A 21,063-nucleotide genomic window follows, 5' to 3' on the forward strand; every position below is an offset into this window, starting at 1 on the left:
GTTATTCTGGGGTAGGGCCGCCCTGCGGCCGCCGCTTTCTTTGCCACGGGAAACCGAACGGCATTGAGTCCACCCTGCCTCGACGAAAGTTTCCAATTGCGCCGACTACTAGCAATTCTTCTTCCCGGACTGCTGCTGCTGACCGCCTGCGGCGGCAGCGAAGCGCCTCCGGCTCCGGAACCCACCAGCCAGTCCGCGGGTGAGACCGCCAAGCTGGACTCGGTCAAATTGACTGAGAACGGTGACAAGAAGGCCCCAGGCGTCGACTTCACCAAGCCGCTCGACGTCAAGGAACCCACCGTCAAGGTGGTCACCGAGGGCGGTGGCGAGCGGGTCAAGGCCAACCAGATCGCCAACATTTCGATCGTGGCCTTCAACGGCACCGACGGTTCCACCCTCGAAGACACGTTCCCGAACGATCCCGAGCCGCTGGAGCTAAACGACGAGCTCAAGGGCAGCAGCCCCGTCATCTACAACGCGTTCGTGGGCGCCAAGATCGGCTCGCACCTCGCCCTTGCCGTTCCCGGCCAGGCCGCAGCCGAGGGTACCGCGGCCAAGCCGACCCAGCTCCTTATCGTCAAGGTGCTCTCCGCCAAGGACGCTCCGCCGGTCCTGGACAAGCCTGAGGGCGACGCCGTCACCCCGCCGGCCGGACTGCCGACCGTCAAGGAAAACGACAAGGGCGTCCCGGAGATCTCCGTCGCCGGCGTCAAGGCGCCGACCGCGTTGGTCTCCCAGGACCTCATCACCGGCAAGGGCCAGGCCCTCAAGGAGACCGACACCATTACCGTGAACTACGTGGGCGTCGCCCTCGCCACCGGCAAGGTCTTCGACTCCAGCTTCGAGAGTGGCAAGAAGGCCACCTTCCCGTTGACCGGCGTCATCAAGGGCTGGACCCAGGGCCTGACCGGCAAGACGGTCGGCTCCCGTGTCCTTCTGGTCGTCCCGAAGGACCTCGCCTACGGGGATCAGGGCCAGGGCGACGCCAAGGGCGACCTCGTCTTCGTCGTCGATATCCTCGGCGTCAAGTAACCCACCGCTACAACTGCAACCACTACACGTCACCTCAAAGGAGCAACCATGTCATTTGGACAGCGCAACCTCGACCGCGAGAAGCCGGAAATTGACTTCCCCGTAGGAGACGTCCCCACCGAACTGGTCATCACCGACCTGATCGAAGGGGACGGCGCCGAGGCCAAAGCCGGCGACACCGTTTCCACCCACTACGTGGGCGTCGCCTGGTCCACCGGTGAAGAATTCGACGCTTCCTGGGGCCGCGGCGCGCCGCTGGACTTCCGGGTCGGCGTCGGCCAGGTCATCCAGGGCTGGGACCAGGGCCTGCTGGGCATGAAGGTCGGCGGCCGCCGCCGGCTCGAGATCCCGTCCGAGCTTGCCTACGGCTCCCGTGGCGCCGGCGGGGCGATCGGCCCCAACGAGGCCCTGATCTTCGTCGTGGACCTCGTCGCCGTCCGCTAGTCCCCACCCGCCCCCGGGGAACGAAGCGCGGTAACAATCGGAAAAGTTCTTCCGGCTGTTGCCGCGCTTTCGTCATTTTCCGGGACCGGCTTTAGTACCCTTGCGGGGTGTCCGCCTCACGTACAGAACGCCTCCTGAACCTGCTCATCGCCCTGCTCAACACCAAGTACGGCCTGCGCCGCAGCGAGCTGCGCGAAAAGGTCTACCACGACACCACGAGCAGTGACGTCGCCTTCGGCCGCATGTTCGAACGCGACAAAGGCGAGCTGCGCCAGTTTGGCTTCGACGTCGAGGCCGTGACGGACACGGGCTGGGGCTCCGACGACCCGGCAACCACCCGCTACCGGATCGGCAAGGAATCGAACCGGCTGCCCGACGTCAGCCTCACCCCCGAAGAGTGCACGGTCCTGATCCTCGCGGCCCAGCTCTGGGAGCACGCCGCCCTCGGCTCCGCCGCCGTCGACGCGGTCCGGAAGCTGCAGGCCGCCGGCGGCCTGGTCGACGCCGAACTCCCCACCGGCGTCCAGCCGCGCATCCGCCCCGCCGGCCAGGCCTTCGAGGACCTGGTCGCCGCGATACACGCCCAGCACCCGGTCCGGTTCAGCTACCTCGCCGGCAGCACCGGCCAGGAGCAGGAACGCCTGGTGGAGCCCTGGGGCCTGGGCAGCCGCTTCGGCCAGTGGTACCTCGTGGGCCACGACCGGGGCCGGGGGGACAAACGGTTCTTCCGCCTGTCCCGCCTGACGTCCGCCGTGACCGTCCTGGAGAAGGAGAGCTTCACGCCGCCGGCCGGGTTCAACGTCCGCGCGGAGCTGGCCGGCCTGGCCGAGCTGCCGGTGCAGAGCGCTGTGGTCGACGTCGAACACGGGCGGCTCCTGGGCCTCCGCAAACGCGCCCAGCCGCTTCCGGACGCAGCGCCGGAAGCCGCAGCGCCGGAAGCCCGAACACCGGGGCACCCGGCCGGGACGGACCGCCTCGCGGTGCCCTTCCGCGATGCGGAGACCCTGGGCGAGGAGCTGGCCTCCTACGGTCCCCGCGTCACCGTGATTTCACCCCCCGAACTCGCCGGCGCCGTCCACCGCCGCCTCACGGCGGCCGCCGAGTTCGCCGACAGGCCCCTGCCGGACGTCGCCTTCCCGGCGGCGGGCCGCGCCGGCCGTACCCGTAAACGAACCTCGGAGGACCAGCTCAAGCGGATGCTGCAACTGGTCCCGTTCCTTGTCCACAACCAGGGACTGCACATCAGCGAGGTCGCCGCCAGGTTTGGCATCACCCGCAAGGCACTCGAGGACGACCTGCGGATCCTGATCTGCTCGGGCCTGCCGGAGGGCTACCCCGACGATCTGCTGGACATCCAGTGGGACGATGACCACGTATTCATCACCCAGGCCCTGGACCTGACCCGCCCCGTACGGTTCACCGTGGACGAGGCCTGTGCGCTCCTGACCGGCCTGGAGACGCTCAACAGCCTGCCCGAGCTCGCCGAAGGCGGCGCCCTGGAATCGGTGACGCTCAAACTCATGGCCGCGGCGGGGGAGGAAGGCGTCAAAGCGGCCGCGCTCTCCGGCCCCGAGGTGGCCCCCGGTGATTCCGCCATCCTCGACACCGCCCGCGCCGCCCTCGAATCCGGCGCGCAACTGCACCTGAGGTACTTCTCGGCGCAGCGCGACGCCGTGTCCGAACGCGACGTGGACCCCCTGCGGCTCTATTCGCTGGACAACACGTGGTACCTCGAGGCGTACTGCCACTCCGCCCAGGGCCTCCGCAACTTCCGGCTGGACAGGATCGAAGCCCTTGAGCCCAACGGCCGGCGGGCGGCCGCGCCGGCAAAGCCGGCGGACAGCTTTCCGGTGAAACTGTTCACCCCGAACGACGACGACACGGTGGTCGTCGTGGAACTCGCGCCCCGCGGCACCGGCCTCGCTGATGACTATTACGCCGAGCGGACCGCGGCTCTGCCAGGCGGCGGCATGCTCGCCGAAATCCGGTTTGGCAGCACGGACTGGCTGCCGATGTTCGTGGCCCAGCACGGCGGGATGGTGCGGATCCTGCAGCCAGAGGCCCTCGCGGCCGCGTCGCGGGAGTGGCTCGCCGCGGCCCTGACGCAATACGAAGCCTTCTCAGATCGCCCGATAGACTGATCAGCATGCCTTGGTGGTCCTGGATCGTTATTTGGATAGCGCTTGTCGCGTTGTCGCTGTTGTTCTTCGGCGTGCTCGGCTTCCGGCTGTTCCGGCAAGCCACAACGACGCTCACCGAATTGGGTGAAGCCGCGGACCGCTTTTCCACCCTGCCTTCACCAGCGGGCACCGGCACCGTTTCAGCGGCTGGTTCGACAGCGGCCGGCGCCGGTGACCCGGGCAGCGCGGACGAATCCCTTCGGCCGGTGCCCGGCGACGCCATTTTTGCCTCGCCCGCGCGGATGCGACATGATTACCACGCATCCAAGCTCGCCCGGCAAAACGCCCGCCGGCTGCGCCGCATCCAACGCAAGAAGGACCGCGGGCAACCCCAGGCGCTGCGCGACATCGAAACGCGTTAGACATAGGATGTATTCAAACGAAAGGACCTCTCCCCATGAGGCTTGAAGGCTGGCATCTCATCATCATCATCGTTCTGGCACTGGTGCTGTTCGCTGCGCCGAAGCTGCCGGGTATGGCCCGCAGCCTGGGCCAGTCGATGCGCATTTTCAAGTCGGAAGTCCGGGAAATGAAGAAGGACGGCACCACCGATGCCAAGGATGGCTCCGAGCCGGTTGAAGGACGGGTCATCAACCACCCGCAGACCGGCGCACCGGAAAGCCGCACGGGCGACGGAACCGACGTTCCGCCGTCGACCCGCGCCTAAGACCGCATGGCAGTAACCATGAGCCGTCGATCGAACCCCGAGGGGAGGATGGCGCTCCTCGACCACCTCAAAGAGCTGCGCAACCGGCTCTTTAAGGCGGCAATCGCCGTCGTCCTTGGGACGGTAGTGGGTTTCCTTGTCTACCAGCCAATGCTGGCGGCGCTGATCAAGCCGATCCGCGACCTGAACGAACATGAAGGCCGCCAAGCCACGCTAAATTTCGACGGCGTCGCGAGCTCGTTCGACCTCATGATCCAGGTCTCCGTGTTCCTGGGCCTGATTATCGCCAGCCCCGTCTGGCTCTACCAGCTCTGGGCCTTCATCGTGCCGGGGCTGCATAAGAAGGAACGCCGCCTGGCCCTGTCCTTCGTGGCGGCGGCCGTGCCGCTCTTCGTCGGCGGCGTCCTGCTGGCCTGGCTCGTGCTGCCCAACGCGGTCCGCGTCCTGACCGACTTCACGCCGTCGGGCGGCTCCAACTTCATCAGCGCCCAGGTGTACCTGTCCTTCGTGCTGCGGCTGCTGCTCGCCTTCGGCATCGCCTTCCTCCTCCCGGTGGTCCTGTTCGGGCTGAACCTGGCCGGACTCATCAAGGGCCAGCAGCTGCTCAAGAGCTGGCGGATTACAGTCTTCCTGGTCTGCCTGTTCGCCGCGATGGCCGCTCCCGGCGCCGACGCCATGAGCATGTTCTACCTGGCCGGACCCATGCTGGCGCTGTTCTTCGCCGCGATCGGGCTGTGCCTGCTCAACGATCGCCGGCGCGAGCGGCGCGCCGTCAAACGCGACGCCGAGACCGAAGCCACCGCCGACCACGCCACCCCCAGCTCCGAGCTGGAGAATCTCTAGCCTTTCGCGCACTAGGCTGGAAACATGTCCTCACACCCCGGGCCGGAATCACCGTCCGAACGTTACCGCGCCAGCGTCGAGCGGGCTGCTGAAGCCAAGACCTATCTGGGCGGGTTCATCCGCTCGCTCGAATTTGAACTCGATGACTTCCAGCGCGAAGCATGCCTGTCCCTGCAGGCCGGCCGGGGCGTGCTGGTGGCCGCCCCCACCGGCGCCGGGAAGACGATTGTGGGGGAGTTCGCCATCTATCTGGCCCTCCAGCGTGGGCTCAAGGCGTTCTACACCACCCCCATCAAAGCCCTGAGCAACCAGAAGTACTCCGAACTGGCCGCCAAGTACGGCGCCGCCCAGGTGGGCCTGCTCACCGGAGATACCAGCATCAACGGCGACGCCCCGGTGGTGGTCATGACCACCGAAGTGCTCCGCAACATGCTCTACGCGGATTCGGACACCCTGGATGATCTCGGCTTCGTGGTCATGGACGAAGTCCACTACCTCGCCGACCGCTTCCGCGGCGCTGTGTGGGAGGAAGTCATCATCCATCTGCCCAGCGAGGTCCAGGTGGCGTCCCTGAGTGCCACGGTCTCCAACGCCGAGGAGTTCGGTGCGTGGCTCGACACCGTCCGCGGGCAGACCGATGTGATCGTCTCCGAGCACCGCCCGGTGCCGCTGTGGCAGCACGTCATGGTGGGGCGGAAGATCGTGGACCTGTTTGCCGGCGACACGAGCTTTGACGAGATCGCCCTGCCTGTTGGGGCAACTGCCAGTGAGGCAACTGCCGGGGAGGCATCCGCCGTAGCCGATGCTGTTGTCGGCGGCCCGGCGGCCGCCGTCACCTCGGAAGTGCCAGGGCGGGCCGGCTTCGAGGTCAACCCGGAACTGCTGTCCATGGCCCGGGCCGAGAGCCAGATGAATTTCCGTGGCCGCTTCGGCCACGGCGGCCGGAACCAGCGCCGCCAGCAACGCAGCCAGCGGGACGAACCGCAGGGCGCCCAGCGCAGCCCGGTGCGGAAGGCCAGCCGGCCGCAGGTCATCGCCAGCCTGGACCGGCAGGACCTCTTGCCGGCCATCACATTCATCTTCTCGCGCGCCGGCTGCGATGCCGCCGTGGCCCAGTGCGTCGCGGCCGGACTCTGGCTGACCAGCGAGGCCGAACAGCAGATCATCGCCCGGCGCGTCGACGAGGCCGCCCAGGACATCCCCTCGGATGACCTCGATGTGCTCGGCTTCTGGAGCTGGCGGGACGGCCTGCTCCGCGGGCTCGCCGCGCACCACGCCGGCATGCTGCCGACCTTCAAGGAGGTTGTGGAGAAGCTGTTCGTCGACGGGCTGGTCAAGGCCGTCTTCGCCACCGAAACACTCGCCCTGGGCGTCAACATGCCGGCCCGCTGCGTCGTGCTCGAAAAGCTCGACAAGTTCAACGGCGAGGCCCACGTCAACATCACGGCGGGGGAGTACACCCAGCTGACGGGCCGCGCCGGCCGCCGCGGCATCGACGTCGAGGGCCACGCCGTAGTGCTGTGGCAGCCCGGAACGGATCCGGCCGCCGTCGCCGGCCTGGCCTCACGGCGAACCTACCCGCTGAACTCCAGCTTCCGGCCCACGTACAACATGTCGATCAACCTTTTGGCGCAGTTCGGCCGGCCGCGCGCCCGGGAGATCCTCGAATCATCCTTTGCCCAGTTCCAGGCGGACCGATCCGTGGTGGGACTGGCCCGGCAGGTCAGGAGCCGGGAAGAATCCATTGCCGGGTTCAGCAAGGCCATGACCTGCCACCTGGGCGACTTTACCGAATACGCGCGGCTGCGGCGGGCCCTGGGCGATGCCGAAACCATGGCCTCCCGGAGCACGTCCCGAGCCAGGAAGTCCTTGACCGAGGACTCCCTGAGCAGGCTGCTTCCGGGGGACGTGGTGGATGTTCCGGCCGGGAAGTCGCCGGGGCTCGCGGTGGTGCTCAGCTCCGACCACGAATCCCGCGAGCCCCGCCCCGCCGTCATGACGCTGGACAACCAGCTCCGCCGGATTGGCCTGCACGACGTCGAAGGGCCGTTGTCGCCGATCACCCGGATCAGGATTCCCAAGACCTTCAACGCCAAGGTTCCCAAGTCCCGCCGCGACCTGGCGTCCTCGGTGCGCAACGCCATCCGCGAGCATCGGCCGCCGGCGCCGCCGCGCCGCGACGACGACTTCGGCCGGGCCTCCGCTGCGCCCAACCAGGAGAAGCGGATCGCCGAGCTGCGCCGGGAACTGCGCGCCCATCCGTGCCACGGCTGCAGCGAACGCGAGGACCATGCCCGGTGGTCCGAACGCTGGTGGAAACTCCGCCAGGAAACGGATGGGCTCATCCGCCAGATCCAGGGCCGGACCAACACCATCGCCAAGACGTTCGACCGTGTCTGCGGCGTCCTGACGGGCTACGGCTACCTGGAAACCTCGGACACGGGCGCGCTGTCCATCAGCCCGGACGGGCAACGCCTGCGGCGGATCTACGGCGAAAAGGACCTGCTGATTTCGCAGTCACTGCGGATGGGGGCCTTCAACGACCTCGACGCCGCCGAGATCGCCGCGCTGGCCAGTGTCCTCGTCTACCAGGCCAAGCGTGAGGACCGCGGCCTGCGGCCCAAGATGCCGAGCGTGTCCCTGGAATCCGCGGTAGACACCGTGGTGCGCGAATGGTCCGCGCTGGAGGACGTCGAGGAAGCCAACAAGCTGCCCCTCACTGGCGAGCCCGAGCTCGGCCTTGTGTGGCCGATCTTCAAATGGGCCAAGGGCCGGCACCTCCAGGACGTGCTGAGCGGCACCGACCTGGCCGCGGGCGACTTTGTCCGCTGGGTCAAACAGGTGATCGACCTCCTGGACCAGCTCGCCGACATCCCGAACCTCGACCCCCGGATTGCGCGGCTGTGCGCGGAGGCCATCAAGCTCATCAAACGCGGCGTCGTCGCCTATTCCTCCGTGGCCTAGGGCGCGGGCCGGACCGGCCCGCTCCCTGGACCACTCGCTGGCCCGCTACCGCGGCCTCGCAGATTTTCGAACCCGCCGGCCCTCGGCCGGCCCCCAGCAACAAGGAGTTCCCGCCCCATGACCGATTCGCCGGCCGCCCCCGCCCCCCGCAACGTCACGCTGTACCGCAACGGTTCGGTCTACACAGCTGCCGATCCCTTTGCGACTGCGATGCTGGTCGACGGCGACACCGTCGCCTGGGTTGGTTCCGAGCAGGCCGCCACTTCCATCGCCGATGCCTCCATGGAGGTGATCGATCTGCAGGGCGCGCTCCTGGCCCCCGGCTTCGTCGACTCCCACATCCACCTGACGGAAACCGGAATCGCGCTGGAGGGCCTCCAGCTGGCCGGGGTGCGCTCCTCCGCTGAACTCCTCGACGCCGTCGCCGCCGCCTCCGCGTCCAGCGCGGGCGGTCCCGTCCTGGGCCACGGCTGGGACGAGACCACCTGGGCCGATCCCGCCCTGCCCTCCCGGGACGAAATCGAACGCGCGGCCGGCGGCCGCCAGGTCTACCTGTCCCGCGTCGATGTCCACTCGGCCCTGGTATCGAACTCCCTGGCCGCGTCGGCCGGACTGGACGGGCTCGACGGCGGCGCCGGAAGCCAGGTCAAACGCGACGCCCACACCGCGGCCCGCCTGGCGGCCCGCCGGCTGCCGGCGGACGCCCTGCGCGCATACCAGCAGCGCGCCCTCGCCGAGGCAGCGGCCAACGGCTACGTGGCCCTCGCCGAGATGGCCGCGCCGCATATCGGAAGCATCGAGGACCTGCGGCTCGCGGTGGCCTGGAACAGCACCTCCGGCGGCGGACCGAACGGGATGGACGGCGTGGCAGTGCCGGAGGTCCTGCCGTACTGGGGCGAGCTCGCCGGATCCGCCGAACATGCCCAGTCCATCCTGGACGAATTGGGCCTGCCTGTACTGGGCCTCGCCGGTGACCTGAACATCGACGGCTCGATCGGCTCACGGACTGCCGCCCTGCGTGCGGACTACACCGACGCGCCCGGAGAGCGCGGCAGCCTGTACCTCTCCGTGGCCGAGGCAGCCGCCCACCTCGCGGCGTGCTCCCTCCTGGGGATCCAGGCGGGTTTCCACGTGATCGGCGACGCCGGCCTGGACGCGGCCCTCGACGCCCTCGGCCTCGCCGCGGCTGAGGTGGGGGAGCAGCGCGTCCGTGCCGCGGGGCACCGGTTCGAGCACGTCGAACTCGCCGATGCCGCGGCCATCAGCCGGCTGGCCCGCTATTCGGTCAGCGTCAGCGCGCAGCCGGTCTTCGACGCCCTGTGGGGTGGCGGGGACCGCCTGTACCAGCAGCGCCTCGGCTCCCGCCGGCTGGGAATGAATGCCTTTGGCAGCCTCTACGCGGCCGGTGTGCCGATCTGCTTCGGCAGCGACAGTCCGGTGACGCCGCTCCGGCCGTGGTCCAGCGTGCGCGCGTGCCTGCAGCACACCAATCCCGCCGAACAGATCTCCGCCCGCGCCGCGTTCCTCGGCCACACGCGGGCCGGCTGGCGGGCAGCCCGCTACCCCAACCCCATGGCCGGGCAACTGGTGCCGGGCGCTCCGGCCAGCTTTGCGGTCTGGGGGGTCGAGGAGCTCATGGTCCAGGTGGCCGACGGGCGCGTGCAGTCGTGGAGCACCGACCCGCGCGCCCGTACCCCGCTGCTGCCGGCGCTCGACACCGGCAGCGATCCGGCCTGCCTCCTGACGGTACGGGACGGCCAGGAACTCTATGCCAGCGGCGCCCTCCACGCCTGAACACCTGGCGCCTGATCCGGCCCGTCATCCAGCGGACGGAGCGGAAACATTTCCACCCGCGACCCCGCCCTGAACTGCGCCGACAGACGAAACGGCAGGTCACGGCTCGGTTGACAGATCGGCCCGCCCCCGTAGCATTGAGGGGCAACGGAGGGTTGCGTACCGCGCAGACTCCGGCAGTCCCCGGTCCTTCCCAGGTTGCCGCACCCGCGGGAGCTTCACTTGGTCATGACCACGGGCACCCCCAGGGGGCGGGTCTACTTCGCAGCAGAAAACGGTTCCGGCGCCGCAATTCGTGGCCTGCCGGAACTGGCCCGAAGCGGGTGGACCTGCCCGGGCGGCCGCMCGGCCGCCTCGCGGGCGCCCCACGGGCGCGCAACTCCCTATAATGGGAAGTTGCGCCTGAATATCCGGAACCATTGACTTTCGGCGCACCGACCGCTCCCTTCAAGGAAAGGCCTCGCTGTGCGTGTCCTCACCATCATCCCGACCTATAACGAGCTGGAATCGTTGCCCAAGACCCTCGGTCGCCTGCGCACAGCCGTGCCCGCCTCCGACGTGCTGGTTGTCGACGACAACAGCCCTGACGGCACGGGGCAGCTGGCGGACCGCATGGCCGCAGAAGACGGACAGGTCCACGTCCTGCACCGCGCCGGAAAGGCCGGCCTGGGAGCGGCGTACATCGCGGGCTTCAAGTGGGGCCTGGAGGCCGGCTACGACATCCTGGTGGAGATGGACGCTGACGGCTCGCACCAGCCCGAGCAGCTGCCGCAGCTGATCGAGGCCGTGGAGCAGGGCGCGGACCTCGCCATGGGCTCCCGCTGGGTTCCCGGCGGCCGTGTGGTCAACTGGCCGCTCTACCGCCAGGCCATCAGCCGCGTCGGCAGCACGTACGCGCGGATCATGCTCGGAGTAAGGATCAAGGACGTCACTGGCGGCTTCCGCGCCTTCCGGCGGACCACGCTGGAGAAGCTGAACCTGGATGCGGTCGACTCGGTAGGCTATGGCTTCCAGGTGGATCTTGCCTGGCGCGTGGCCAAGCTCGGCCTGACCATCGTGGAACGGCCCATTACCTTCGTGGAGCGCGAGCTCGGCGCTTCGAAGATGAGCGGCAACATCGTCGTCGAAGCCATGATCAACGTCACCAAATGGGGACTCACGGCCCGCTGGAACAAGCTCCGGGGCAAGCAGGACAGCAGGCAGGACGCCTAAGGCGTGTCTCCCGGTCCGGCCATCACCGGGGTATAGGGTCGGGCGGTATGGCGCTGCGACTTGTTCAGGTGAATTTCAAGGCTCGGGATGACTCAACGCTCGGCCGGTTTTGGGCGGAGGCACTCGGCTGGGGTGTGTCCAGCGAGGGACCCGGTGTGACCAATGTTGAACCCCTGGGTTTCGTCTGGCCGGACCCCGCCGCCGTCTGCGTCGATGTCGTCAGCGTCCCGGACCCCGAGACGGTGGGGTACCGGGCGCGCCTCGATCTCGCCGCCACCTCTGCGGCCCACCAGGCGGAGCTGGTGGCGCATCTCTTGGGGCTCGGCGCGACGCCCGCCGACGTCGGCCAGGGTGCTGAGCCGTGGACGGTTCTGGCCGACCCGGAGGGCAACCTGTTCCGCGTGCTGGAGCCCCGCCCGATCTACCAGGACACCGGGCCGATCGCCGCGGTGGTGGTCAGCTGTGCAGACCCACGGGCCATGGCCGGGTTCTGGGCCGGGGCGACGGACTGGACCCTGCACGAGGTGGACGACGATCACGCGAGGCTGCGTTCGGCCAAGGGTGTCGGGCCGTACCTTGAGTTCCTTCGTACGCCCGGCGTGCCTGCCGTGTGGGGCCGTGTCCATCTCGACCTGATGCCGTACCCGGGTGATGATCAGGCGGCGGAGGTGGCCCGGCTGCGGACTCTGGGCGCCACTGACGCCGACGTCGGCCAAGGCGATGTGCCCTGGGTCTGCCTCGCCGACTCGGAGGGCAACGAGTTCTGCGTCCTCACCCCCGGCTGACGCAGTATCCCGGCTCCTGTGCGCATCCAGGCGATGCAGCCGCAGGAGGCGCAGAGGAGCCGCAGAGCATGGACGCGCAGGAACAGGAAAAGGGCCGGGCCCGCATCGAATGATGCGGCTTCCGAGGAGAATGTCACGAACACCTGCTCGCCATCCTCGCAACGGTATTCAACCCGCTGGCGCGGAGCCGGTTCGACGCCGGATTCGGTCTCCATGCTCTGTGCGCCAAGGCGCATACCCCGCAGGCTGCGATCGCTCATCTTTTCTCCCTCTATTCGGTTCGCAGGGTCAAGCCCTGCGTTGTCCGGGGACCGTCAGGCGCCGGACTTCTGGTTGCACCGCGCTGTACCGTAACTGGCCCGGTGTGGCCCGGCCAGATGACAGTCACCAGTGGACAAAACTCTTTGGAACGTCATTGGAATCAACGCTGTGCGGAGCGTTTTTGTTCCGGACGGCTGAACTGACCGGACAAATATTCAAGTATACGGGAGTGGTGCGGGCGCGGTAAAGCGAGTAGCCCCGCGGCATGAACTGCGTATCCTGTACCCGACCGGTCCGGGCTTAATCCGGCTGGCCCCCGCAGCCGGCCGAAATGGCCGGTCCGCGGGGGCCAGGACGGAGCTATCCGATCCGACCGATCCAGTGCGGGAGCAGGCTCAGGGCCGGTTCCCTTGGCCGTCGGCTGCGGCGGGCGGTGAGTACGGAGCCACGTCCGGCGTTGAGGCCGTCTGCTCCTGCACCGCGCCTGCACCCAGTACGCTGCCGATCCCTTTGAGCGCCTCGCCAACCTCGCTGGGAATGATCCACAGCTTGTTTGAGGATCCCTCGGCAATCTTCGGGAGGGTCTGGAGGTACTGGTAAGCCAGCAGTTTCTGGTCCGGGTTGCCCTTGTGGATCGCGTCGAAGACCTTCTGGATGGCCTGGGCCTCGCCGTCGGCACGCAGGATGGCCGCCTTCGCGTCGCCTTCGGCCTTCAGGATGGAGGATTGGCGCTGGCCTTCGGCGGTGAGGATCGCGGACTGCTTGGTGCCCTCGGCCGTCAGGATGGCGGCGCGGCGGTCACGTTCGGCCCGCATCTGCTTTTCCATCGAGTCCTGGATCGAGTGGGGCGGATCGATCGCCTTGAGCTCGACCCGGGAGACCCGGATGCCCCAGCGACCGGTCGCCTCGTCCAGGACGCCGCGGAGCTGGCCATTGATCTGGTCGCGCGAGGTGAGCGCTTCCTCCAGGTTGAGGCCGCCAACCACGTTGCGCAGGGTGGTGGTGGTCAGCTGTTCCACTGCCTGGATGTAGTTGGCGATCTCGTAGGTGGCGGCCCGGGCGTCCGTGACTTGGAAATAGACCACGGTGTCGATCGAGACCACCAGGTTGTCCTCGGTGATGACCGGCTGCGGCGGGAAGGACACCACCTGCTCCCGCAGGTCGAGCAATGGCAGCAAGCGGTCCACAAACGGGATCAGCAGGGTAAGCCCGGGATTCAGGGTGCGTTGGTATTTACCCAGCCGTTCAACGACGCCGGCACGGGCCTGTGGAATGATCCGGACCGACCGGACCAGCACAATAATTACAAACACAATTAGTACCAGCAGCACAATTGCGACTGCGATATTCATACATCACCTATTCCCCAGTTGTTTTGTTTTAGTCTCGCGCCGGCAGCGCCGCACCGGCGGACAGCAGTGCCCGCCGGACAGCGCCCCTTATTGGACGGCGGATTCCGGTTGCGGGGCCACGATCGCGGTGGCCCCTTCGATGGCACTGACCACAGCCTGCTGTCCGGGCGCCAGCACTCCCGATTCGGACCGCGCACTCCAGACGTCCCCGCCAATCTTGACGAGCCCGCCGTTTTCGCTCACAGCCTCCATGACGACGGCGGATTCGCCGATGAGGCGTTCAATGTTGGTGCGCTGATCCGCCGGTCCCCGGTGGAGATGCTTGAGGGCCACCGGCCGGACGAAGCCGATCATGAGCAGGGACACCACGCAGAAGGCGATAATCTGCAACCACGGATCGGCGCCGGCGAAGTCCGCCACCAGCCCGGCGAGGGCGCCGCCGCCGAGCATGATGAAGAACAGGTCGAGTGTGATCATCTCGACCACGGCAAACAGGAGAAAGAGCGTGAGCCACAACGCCCACCAATTCTCGATCAGCCATTCAGACATCAATTCCCCCCTTGAGTTCCGGGAGCTGCAGGCACAGGTCCCCAGTAACTGTGATTCCATCCTAAGCGGAACGGCAATAGCTGGGACCGGCGGTAGGGAATTGATGGCCAAAGTGGCCAAGTCGTTATTTCGCGGGTCGATTCCCCGGCCTGGCCTTCCGCCCCGGTTCCCCTCCCGGGGGTGGTTTTCGGGGCATGCCGGACGGCACCCGCGAACCGGCGGGAGCGGGAATGGTCAGCGGATGGGTTGAAAGACGCTGATCCGGAAGCGGGCCGAGACGGAGGTCCGCTCCGGAAGCGCGGATTCGAGGGCTGCCAGTGCGGCGCGGTCCAGGTGGTGGCCGGCCGGTCCCATGTAGGCCAGGTTGGCGACGTCGCGCGGGCCAAGGGCCAGTGCCAGGTCCAGATCAGATGCTGCGACGGGCGCGAAGTGCTGGCCCAGGGACGCGGCGAGCCGCTCGTCCTTGGCCGGCTCGATCCCCAGCATCCCGGCCGGCCCGGCAACCTCCGCCAGGTGACCGGGCCGCGGTGTGACCACGACCAGGCGGCCGCCGGGGCGGAGAACCCGGGCGAACTCGGGCGCGTTGCGCGGCGCAAAGACCACGGTGACGACGTCGACGGCGTTCTCCGCGACCGGCAACGGCTGCCAGACGTCCCCGACGACGTTCAAAGCCTCGGGGTTCAGCCTCGCTGCGCGGCGCAGGGCGAACTTGGAAATGTCCAGGCCGATTGCCGCGGCAGGACCGCTGTCCGCGGCCCGGTCCAGTACGGCCCTGAGGTAGTGGCCGGTGCCCGTCCCGGCGTCGAGCACGAGGGGCCGGCCGGCGGGGGCTTCCCGGAGCGCCGGTGTGGCGAGCCCGGCCACGGCATCGGCCAGCGGCTGGTAATGCCCCGCGGAGAGGAAGTCGAAGCGGGCCGCCACCATGTCTGCGCTGTCGGCTTCAAAAACCGTCCCCTTGCCGACCAGGAAGTTGAAGTAGCCCTGCCTGGCCGCGTCAAAGCTGTGGCCGGCTCCGCACACCAAGGTGCGGGCGCCGCCAGTGAAGCGGAGGCCCTGGCGGCACACCGGGCACAGGAGGGGGAGATCGGCGGCGGGCATAGTTTTCATCCTATGCGCGGATCCCCGGCCCGCCGCGCGGCCGGGGCACTGGCTACAGGGGCGCCGCGCACCGGGCACACCGCGGCGCGCCTCGCCGCACCGGCGCAACGTGAGGTGTTTCACAGCGGGCGCGCCACGGGCTAGGCTCGCAATCGTGAAATCTGAACATCTTCCGCTGCTCAATTCCGTGTCCGCCCCTGCCGTGCACCCCGACGGTTCCCGCGCCGTGGTCTCCGTGCTCCGCCCGGACTTCGATGCCGATGCCTACGTGGGCCAGCTGTGGACCGTGCCCCTGGGTCAGGACCTGACCCACCCGGACTTCAACGACCCGGACCAGAGGCCACGCCGGCTGACCCGGGGCTTCCGCGACACGGCACCGGACTTTTCACCAGACGGCCGTGCCCTTGGGTTCCTGCGTGCGGCAGCGGACGGAAAGCCGCAGCTGTTCGTGGTGGAAGCCGCCGGCGGCGAACCCCAGCTGTTGACGGAGGCCCCACTGGGGGTCAGCTCCTTCACGTGGTCGCCTGATTCCCGCAGCATTCTCTTCAGCGCCAGGACGCCTGACGAGGGCCGGTATGGCAGCGTCGACGGCGTGAGTGCGGGCAGCGAGGACGCCCGGCTGATCACGGATTTCCAGTACCGGATGAACGGTGTTGGCTACACCGCTGACAAGCCGCTTCAGCTGTTCATCCTCGAGGTGCCGCAGCTTGACGCCGAACCGAAGGTGGCGCCGGCCGGACGCGCCCTGAAGGCCCGCGGCACCGCGGCCGATCCCGCGGAGAATGCTGCCGGGCTGTTGCCGGCCGCCAAACAACTCACCACCGCACCAGCGGACCACAACGGCGCCGGCTTCAGCGCCGACGGCGGCACCATCTACTTCACTGCAGCCCTGCACGATGGGCGGGATACTGACCTCGTCAGCGGAATCTACGCGCTGCCTGTTACCGGAGGGCAGCCGCAGGCCGTGGTGCCGGCCAACGCCGGACGACAGAGCATCAGCGCCGTGCGCCAATCCGCCGATGGGCAGTGGCTCTTCTTCCTGGCCCAGGACCTGGGCGCATCCGGGCTGGACTTCGTGGCCAGGAACACCGCCCTCTATGCGATGCCTGCCGCCGGCGGACACGCCACGGCGCTCAGCGATGCCGAGGCGCTGGACCTGTCCGGCGGCAGCCGGCTGGAGCTGCGCGGCGGCGCGGGCGCCCTGGTGCTGAACAATGCGCGGGGAACCGTGGAGCTGCACGAATTCGTTGCGACGGGCGGCCACACCGTCCTCCTGGAAGGCAACCGGGTGGTGACCGGCGCCGCGGAGGGTGGCGGAACGCTCGTGGTGAGTTTCAGCGATTCGACGACGGCCGGTGATGTTGCCGTGCTCGAGCGCGGGCAGGTGCGCCGCCTGACGGACTTCTCCGCCCAGCTGCGGAGCGTGGCGGGGATCAGCGAGCCGCAGGAACTGACATTGGCCTCGGCCGACGGGTACCCGGTCCATGGCTGGCTCGTGAAGCCGGCGGGCCCGGGACCGCACCCGGTGCTGCTGAACATCCATGGCGGCCCGTTTGCCCAGTTCGGGGTGGCGTTGTTCGACGAAGCGCAGGTCTATGCCGGGGCCGGTTACGCCGTGCTGATGTGTAATCCGCGGGGTTCTGCCGGTTACGGCCAGGCACATGGCCGGTCCATCAAGGAGCGGATGGGAACCGTGGACATGCAGGACGTTCTGGCGTTCCTGGACGGGGCCGTAGGGAAATTCGAGGATCTGGACGCCGCCAATGTCGGCATCATGGGCGGATCCTACGGCGGCTACCTGACGGCGTGGACCATCAGCCACGACCACCGTTTCCGGGCCGCCATAGTCGAGCGTGGTTTCCTTGACCCCGTGAGCTTCACCGGTTCTTCCGACATCGGCTGGTTCTTCGGTGGCGGATACACCGGCCCGGCGGCGGAGCAAATGGCGGCCCAGAGTCCCATGGCGCGCGTTCAGCACGTACGGACGCCGTCGCTGGTGATCCACAGCGAGGAGGACCTCCGGTGTCCCGTGGAGCAGGGCCAGCGGTACTTCACCGCCCTCAAGCAACAGGGGGTCGAGACCGGATTCCTGGTCTTCCCCGGCGAAAACCATGAGCTGTCCCGCTCCGGCACGCCGCACCACCGGAAGCAGCGGTTCGATGAAATCCTGAAGTGGTGGGCCCGCTACCTGCCGTCCGCATCGAATCCGGCGCCGCAGCCCTAGCCCTAGCCCTGGCCCTAGCCCTGGCCCGCAGGCTTAGTCCGCGGCCGGGTCCGGCAGGAACCCGAGTTCCTGCCGGGCGCGGCTGATGTCCGGCTGGGCCCAGCGGGCGGAGTATTCGGCATTGTTGCTGATGGAGCGCAGCTCGGCCCGGTCCAGGAAGAGGATCCCTTGGAGGTGGTCGGTTTCATGCTGGACAATCCGGGCCTGCCAGCCGGAGAAAGTCTGCTGGAGTTTCGTGCCGTCCGGCGCCGTGAAATCGAGCTGGACTGATTCCGGCCGCACGACCGCCGCCTGCAGGCCGCCAATGGAGAGGCAGCCTTCGTAGAACGCCGCGGACTTCGCGCCCAGGGGACGATAGCTCGGGTTCAGCATGGCAAAGAACGGCAGCGCCTCCCGCCCGCGGACGGCAGCGACGTCGGGATCGACGTCGAACTGGTCCTCCAGGACAGCGATCTGCAGCGGAATCCCCAGCTGCGGGGCCGCCAGGCCCACGCCTGGGGCCTTGTGCATCACGCTGCGCATGAGGTCGATGAGGTGCCCGAGGTCGGCATCAGTCAACTGGCCATCGTACGGCGCCGCCACGTGCCGGAGCACCGGGTGTCCGGCCTGGACAATCGGCGGGAGGATGCCGGCGCTCAGGATCTCCTGGACGGTCTCGCTCATCCGGGCGGCGCTGTAGTCAGTGGGCCTGGCGTCAAAGGGCATGCCCCCACACTACTGGCGCCCGCACGCCTTTGTAACAAAGTCGTAGATGCGGGCGCGAAGTTGGCTGCCAGCGTCGATCTTCACAATTCCTTCGCGGCCCGCCACCCTGACCTGCAGGGGAAGGAGTGTGCCCACTTTGTCTTCGGCCACTGCATGGGGATCGCAGCGGGAGGGCCTGATGCCGAGGCGCACTTGGGCCGGGGCACCGCCGGCGCGGACCGTCACCGACCGGGGCCACGGGGCTTGTGAGGCCTCCGCCAGCAGCGTGGTTTCCTCGATCCGGTCTATCACCAGTTCACCGCCGCCGCCGGCGGCGCGCGGTTGCAGCAGCAGACGAACGACGGCGGTCTGACCGTCCGCGGCGACCTCGAGCTCGCGATCCAGCGCGATCGTGGCGACGGCCGAGGCTTCCCGGGCCAGGCACAGCTCCGAATTGTTCCGCGCGAGGACGCCGAACGGGTCTGTTGCCGGGGCCATGGCCGGGACCGGCACGGCACCTTCCGGCGTGGCCAGCCGCAGGGATACCTGGGCGTCGCCCGCAGCCCCGGAGGTGGCTCCCGGTCCGGCCGGGCTGCCGCAATCCGGGGCGGGCAACGGTGCCGGCAGGCTCTTGGGCTGTCCGGGCGGAAGCTCGATCCCGCCGGTGCGGGCGGACCAGATGATCGGGGCCGCGAAGAGAGGGCTGGTCAGTTCCGCGCCGAGGACCGTCAGGGCATGGCCGGTGGTGTTCGTGAGCTGGATTTCGATGATCTGCTTGCTGTAGTTGTCGCGGAACTGGCTGATTTCCGCGGTCACGGGGCCTGTGGTGATCGGGGTAGCCGACGCCGTCGCGCTTGCCGGGGAGGCGGTGCCGCCGGCCGTTCCGGAGCTGCATGACGCCGCCGCGCCGAGCAGCACCGTGGCGGCGGCTGCCCGCAACACCCAATACGATGCGGCGCCGCGCATCACGGGAAGTCCGTCCATGCGCACAGTCTATTCCGGGGCAAACCCGTACCAATGCGCTGCCTAGTGCATCGTGAAACGGCGGGCGATCAGGGAATTCACCGGCGGAACTGCGGCGACGCCTGCGATGCCACGGTTCCGCAGCGCCAGGAGACGGTCCGTGAGGGGCCGGCCCAGGGCCATGTTTATTTCGGCCTGGCGTGCGGCTCTCGCCGCCGCCCGCAACCGGGTCCGCTCAAAGGTCCGGAGGCGATCCGTGACATCCTGGCCGCGCACGGCCGCAGAGACGATCGGTGCCAGCGCCGCCGCATCCAGCCAGCCGAGGTTCATGCCCTGCCCGCCGATGGGGCTCACCTCGTGGGCCGCATCCCCGATCATCACCACCCGGCCGGCCACCATCCGGGGGGCCAGGCGCGTGCGGACGCCGAAGCGGCTGAGCATGCTGTTGGTCCCGGCGTCGATGGCGAGCCCCGTCCGTTCGCGCACGCAGCCCATGAGCCACCGGGCGTCGACGCCGGGAGCGCCGGCTGCGGGTCCGCCGGCTGCTGGTCCGCCGGCTGCTGGTCCGCCGGCCGGGGCGTCGCCGGTACCCAGCCGGACCACCCAGCGGCGGAGCTGGCCGGGCAAGGGGAACGACTCCACGATGCCGGCGCCGGAGAGGAACAGAGCCGCGTCCGGACCGAACCCGGTGCCGTCCGCGAAGTCACCCATCAGGTAACTGTCCGGGTACTCTTTCACGCGCACGTCGGCGCCCTGCAGCGCCCGCACCGTGGAACGCACGCCGTCGGCGGCAATGACCAGCGGCGCCGAATAGCGCAGGGTGCCACTCTTGGAGTCGGCTTCCACGCTGACCCGGCCGCCGTCGTCGGACAGTCCGGTGAGGCGGACGCCGCGGTGCAGGGCGCCGTCGCCGAGCTCGTTGACCCGCCGTTCCAGGTGCGCCTCAGTACGGGCCTGGGGCAGGGACAGGACGAACGGAAAGCGGTCCGAGACGCCGGCAAAGGACATCCGGGCGAGGCATTTTCCGCCGGCCATTGCCATACCTCGGCGGATCTGGACCCCCTCGGCAATCATGGCCTCGGCAACTCCGGTTCCCGCGAGCGCGGCCAGCGCCGGCGGATGGATGCCGATGGCGCGCGACTGCGGCTCCGGTGCGCCCCGCTGTTCCAGGACCTGAACATCCACGCCGTCCTGCAGCAGCAGCGCGGCCATGAACAGCCCCACCGGACCGGCACCGATGATCAGAACCTCAGCCACTGGCACCGGGCCCTGACTGGTAGAGGCCGTCGGGAGTGCCGTGCAGCAGCAGGTTCCGGAAGGGGGCGTGGCGGGCGACGGTCCAGCCCGGGGGAGCGGCGGCGGTCAGCTCCGCGGCGGTGTAGCTTCGGCGGATGGAGGTCAGCCCGTCCCGCCGGATGTAGGAGCCGGTGAGCACCCAGGAGCCGGCAGAGAACAGCGCGTAGGCGGCGGGGCTGCGGCGGATGTCGTTGTGGACCACCGTGCCGCGGGACAACCGGGCCGACTCGGCGAGAAACTCTTCCAGCCCGTCAAGGTGGTGCAGGACATGGTTGGACACCACGAGGTCGTACCGGTTGCCCTCTTCGAGCAGCTCCGCGCTGGCCGCCTGGCGGAACGTCACGTCCGCCGTCGCGTGGCGGGCGCGGGCGAACAGGATCGCCCGCGGATCCGGGTCAATAGCGGTGACCTCGAGACGCAGTCCGTCCCGGGCCGCCCACCGGGCCAACAGCACGGAAACGTCGCCCCCGCCGCACCCGATATCCAGCAGGGAGGTAGCGGAAGCAGTGGACAGCCGGGGCCTGATCCGGGACCGGTAGATGCCGCGCCAGCCGGCGACGGCACGGTTGACGAGCGCAAACTGGGCATACGTGCGCTCCAGGCGGCCGGGGTCGCAGCCCGGCAGGTCCATTTCCTCGACGGCGTCGGATGCGCGGTCCCGCAGGAGGGCCGCCCGAAGGTGTTCCATGCCCCGCTTCGCGCTGAACGGTTTCAG

18 protein-coding genes and 1 pseudogene are annotated in these 21,063 nt (G+C 68.6%); 11 read left to right on the top strand and 8 right to left on the bottom strand.

The annotated features are described in order from the left end of the window. Positions 1-96 precede the first annotated feature (96 nt). The 10 genes from AC1D0A_RS02885 to AC1D0A_RS02930 all read left to right on the top strand — a co-directional run bounded on the left by AC1D0A_RS02885 (position 97) and on the right by AC1D0A_RS02930 (position 11,921). On the top strand, positions 97-1,032 hold the full coding sequence (locus AC1D0A_RS02885; RefSeq protein WP_243177603.1) for an FKBP-type peptidyl-prolyl cis-trans isomerase: 936 nt from the start codon (positions 97-99) through the stop codon (positions 1,030-1,032). A gap of 48 nt (positions 1,033-1,080) precedes the next feature. Next, entirely contained in the window at positions 1,081-1,476 is a 396-nt protein-coding gene (locus AC1D0A_RS02890) for an FKBP-type peptidyl-prolyl cis-trans isomerase (RefSeq protein ID WP_028275583.1), read from the top strand. 107 nt (positions 1,477-1,583) lie between these two features. Further along, on the top strand, positions 1,584-3,617 hold the full coding sequence (locus AC1D0A_RS02895; protein ID WP_476945147.1) for a helix-turn-helix transcriptional regulator: 2,034 nt from the start codon (positions 1,584-1,586) through the stop codon (positions 3,615-3,617). A 5-nt stretch (positions 3,618-3,622) separates the two neighbouring features. Then, positions 3,623-4,018, top strand: coding sequence for a hypothetical protein (locus AC1D0A_RS02900; protein WP_028275584.1), 396 nt, complete (start codon positions 3,623-3,625; stop codon positions 4,016-4,018). Positions 4,019-4,053: 35 nt separating this feature from the next. Further along, positions 4,054-4,323, top strand: a complete 270-nt coding sequence (gene tatA, locus AC1D0A_RS02905; protein WP_028275585.1) for a Sec-independent protein translocase subunit TatA — start codon at positions 4,054-4,056, stop codon at positions 4,321-4,323. Positions 4,324-4,371: 48 nt separating this feature from the next. Next, positions 4,372-5,166: a twin-arginine translocase subunit TatC gene (gene tatC, locus AC1D0A_RS02910; RefSeq protein WP_028275586.1), complete on the top strand. Its 795-nt coding sequence runs from the start codon at positions 4,372-4,374 to the stop codon at positions 5,164-5,166. Positions 5,167-5,190: 24 nt separating this feature from the next. After that, a complete protein-coding gene (locus tag AC1D0A_RS02915; protein ID WP_476945148.1) occupies positions 5,191-8,130 on the top strand; it encodes a DEAD/DEAH box helicase in 2,940 nt (979 codons plus the stop codon). 117 nt (positions 8,131-8,247) lie between these two features. Next, complete coding sequence (locus tag AC1D0A_RS02920) at positions 8,248-9,924, top strand: amidohydrolase (RefSeq protein ID WP_476945149.1); 1,677 nt, start codon at positions 8,248-8,250, stop codon at positions 9,922-9,924. Between the two features lie 465 nt (positions 9,925-10,389). After that, positions 10,390-11,136 (top strand): polyprenol monophosphomannose synthase, encoded by a 747-nt coding sequence (locus AC1D0A_RS02925; RefSeq protein WP_476945150.1) that lies wholly within the window; start codon positions 10,390-10,392, stop codon positions 11,134-11,136. A 47-nt stretch (positions 11,137-11,183) separates the two neighbouring features. Further along, positions 11,184-11,921 carry a VOC family protein gene (locus AC1D0A_RS02930; protein ID WP_476945151.1) on the top strand — a complete coding sequence of 246 codons (738 nt, stop codon included), beginning with the start codon at positions 11,184-11,186 and terminating at the stop codon, positions 11,919-11,921. 116 nt (positions 11,922-12,037) lie between these two features. On the opposite strand, the pseudogene AC1D0A_RS02935 reads toward AC1D0A_RS02930, so the two are convergent. The 4 genes and pseudogenes from AC1D0A_RS02935 to AC1D0A_RS02950 all read right to left on the bottom strand — a co-directional run. Next, a pseudogene (locus tag AC1D0A_RS02935) lies at positions 12,038-12,181 on the bottom strand (RNA polymerase-binding protein RbpA); the annotation flags it as partial. A gap of 396 nt (positions 12,182-12,577) precedes the next feature. After that, complete coding sequence (locus AC1D0A_RS02940) at positions 12,578-13,534, bottom strand: SPFH domain-containing protein (RefSeq protein ID WP_028276337.1); 957 nt, start codon at positions 13,532-13,534, stop codon at positions 12,578-12,580. An 87-nt stretch (positions 13,535-13,621) separates the two neighbouring features. Beyond that, entirely contained in the window at positions 13,622-14,083 is a 462-nt protein-coding gene (locus tag AC1D0A_RS02945; protein ID WP_028276336.1) for an NfeD family protein, read from the bottom strand. Positions 14,084-14,317: 234 nt separating this feature from the next. Further along, positions 14,318-15,181: a methyltransferase domain-containing protein gene (locus AC1D0A_RS02950; RefSeq protein WP_243177592.1), complete on the bottom strand. Its 864-nt coding sequence runs from the start codon at positions 15,179-15,181 to the stop codon at positions 14,318-14,320. 154 nt (positions 15,182-15,335) lie between these two features. Here AC1D0A_RS02950 and AC1D0A_RS02955 point away from each other — a divergent pair, with 154 nt between their 5' ends. Further along, positions 15,336-17,405, top strand: coding sequence for a S9 family peptidase (locus AC1D0A_RS02955; RefSeq protein ID WP_476945152.1), 2,070 nt, complete (start codon positions 15,336-15,338; stop codon positions 17,403-17,405). A gap of 33 nt (positions 17,406-17,438) precedes the next feature. Here the strand turns inward: AC1D0A_RS02955 and AC1D0A_RS02960 are convergent, their stop codons facing one another. Genes AC1D0A_RS02960 through AC1D0A_RS02975 form a run of 4 tightly spaced genes read right to left on the bottom strand, consistent with a single transcriptional unit; the run spans position 17,439 to position 21,036 of the window. Then, positions 17,439-18,110: a peptide deformylase gene (locus AC1D0A_RS02960; protein ID WP_243177588.1), complete on the bottom strand. Its 672-nt coding sequence runs from the start codon at positions 18,108-18,110 to the stop codon at positions 17,439-17,441. Positions 18,111-18,119: 9 nt separating this feature from the next. After that, positions 18,120-19,073 (bottom strand): hypothetical protein, encoded by a 954-nt coding sequence (locus AC1D0A_RS02965; RefSeq protein WP_476945153.1) that lies wholly within the window; start codon positions 19,071-19,073, stop codon positions 18,120-18,122. Positions 19,074-19,115: 42 nt separating this feature from the next. After that, on the bottom strand, positions 19,116-20,309 hold the full coding sequence (locus AC1D0A_RS02970) for an FAD-dependent oxidoreductase (RefSeq protein WP_476945154.1): 1,194 nt from the start codon (positions 20,307-20,309) through the stop codon (positions 19,116-19,118). Further along, positions 20,302-21,036 carry a class I SAM-dependent methyltransferase gene (locus AC1D0A_RS02975; RefSeq protein ID WP_243177582.1) on the bottom strand — a complete coding sequence of 245 codons (735 nt, stop codon included), beginning with the start codon at positions 21,034-21,036 and terminating at the stop codon, positions 20,302-20,304. Before AC1D0A_RS02975 ends, AC1D0A_RS02970 begins: the two co-directional genes overlap by 8 nt. Between the last annotated feature and the right edge of the window lie 27 nt (positions 21,037-21,063).

The organism is Arthrobacter sp. P1_D4, assembly GCF_056406115.1.

Bases quoted from the DNA above. Each gene is read 5' to 3' on its own strand.
- AC1D0A_RS02890 (WP_028275583.1), top strand. From the start codon at position 1,081: ATGTCATTTGGACAGCGCAACCTCGACCGCGAGAAGCCGGAAATTGAC.
- AC1D0A_RS02900 (WP_028275584.1), top strand. From the start codon at position 3,623: ATGCCTTGGTGGTCCTGGATCGTTATTTGGATAGCGCTTGTCGCGTTG.
- tatA (WP_028275585.1), top strand. From the start codon at position 4,054: ATGAGGCTTGAAGGCTGGCATCTCATCATCATCATCGTTCTGGCACTG.
- tatC (WP_028275586.1), top strand. From the start codon at position 4,372: ATGGCGCTCCTCGACCACCTCAAAGAGCTGCGCAACCGGCTCTTTAAG.
- AC1D0A_RS02915 (WP_476945148.1), top strand. From the start codon at position 5,191: ATGTCCTCACACCCCGGGCCGGAATCACCGTCCGAACGTTACCGCGCC.
- AC1D0A_RS02920 (WP_476945149.1), top strand. From the start codon at position 8,248: ATGACCGATTCGCCGGCCGCCCCCGCCCCCCGCAACGTCACGCTGTAC.
- AC1D0A_RS02930 (WP_476945151.1), top strand. From the start codon at position 11,184: ATGGCGCTGCGACTTGTTCAGGTGAATTTCAAGGCTCGGGATGACTCA.
- AC1D0A_RS02940 (WP_028276337.1), bottom strand. From the start codon at position 13,534: ATGAATATCGCAGTCGCAATTGTGCTGCTGGTACTAATTGTGTTTGTA.
- AC1D0A_RS02945 (WP_028276336.1), bottom strand. From the start codon at position 14,083: ATGTCTGAATGGCTGATCGAGAATTGGTGGGCGTTGTGGCTCACGCTC.
- AC1D0A_RS02950 (WP_243177592.1), bottom strand. From the start codon at position 15,181: ATGCCCGCCGCCGATCTCCCCCTCCTGTGCCCGGTGTGCCGCCAGGGC.
- AC1D0A_RS02960 (WP_243177588.1), bottom strand. From the start codon at position 18,110: ATGCCCTTTGACGCCAGGCCCACTGACTACAGCGCCGCCCGGATGAGC.
- AC1D0A_RS02965 (WP_476945153.1), bottom strand. From the start codon at position 19,073: ATGGACGGACTTCCCGTGATGCGCGGCGCCGCATCGTATTGGGTGTTG.
- AC1D0A_RS02975 (WP_243177582.1), bottom strand. From the start codon at position 21,036: ATGGAACACCTTCGGGCGGCCCTCCTGCGGGACCGCGCATCCGACGCC.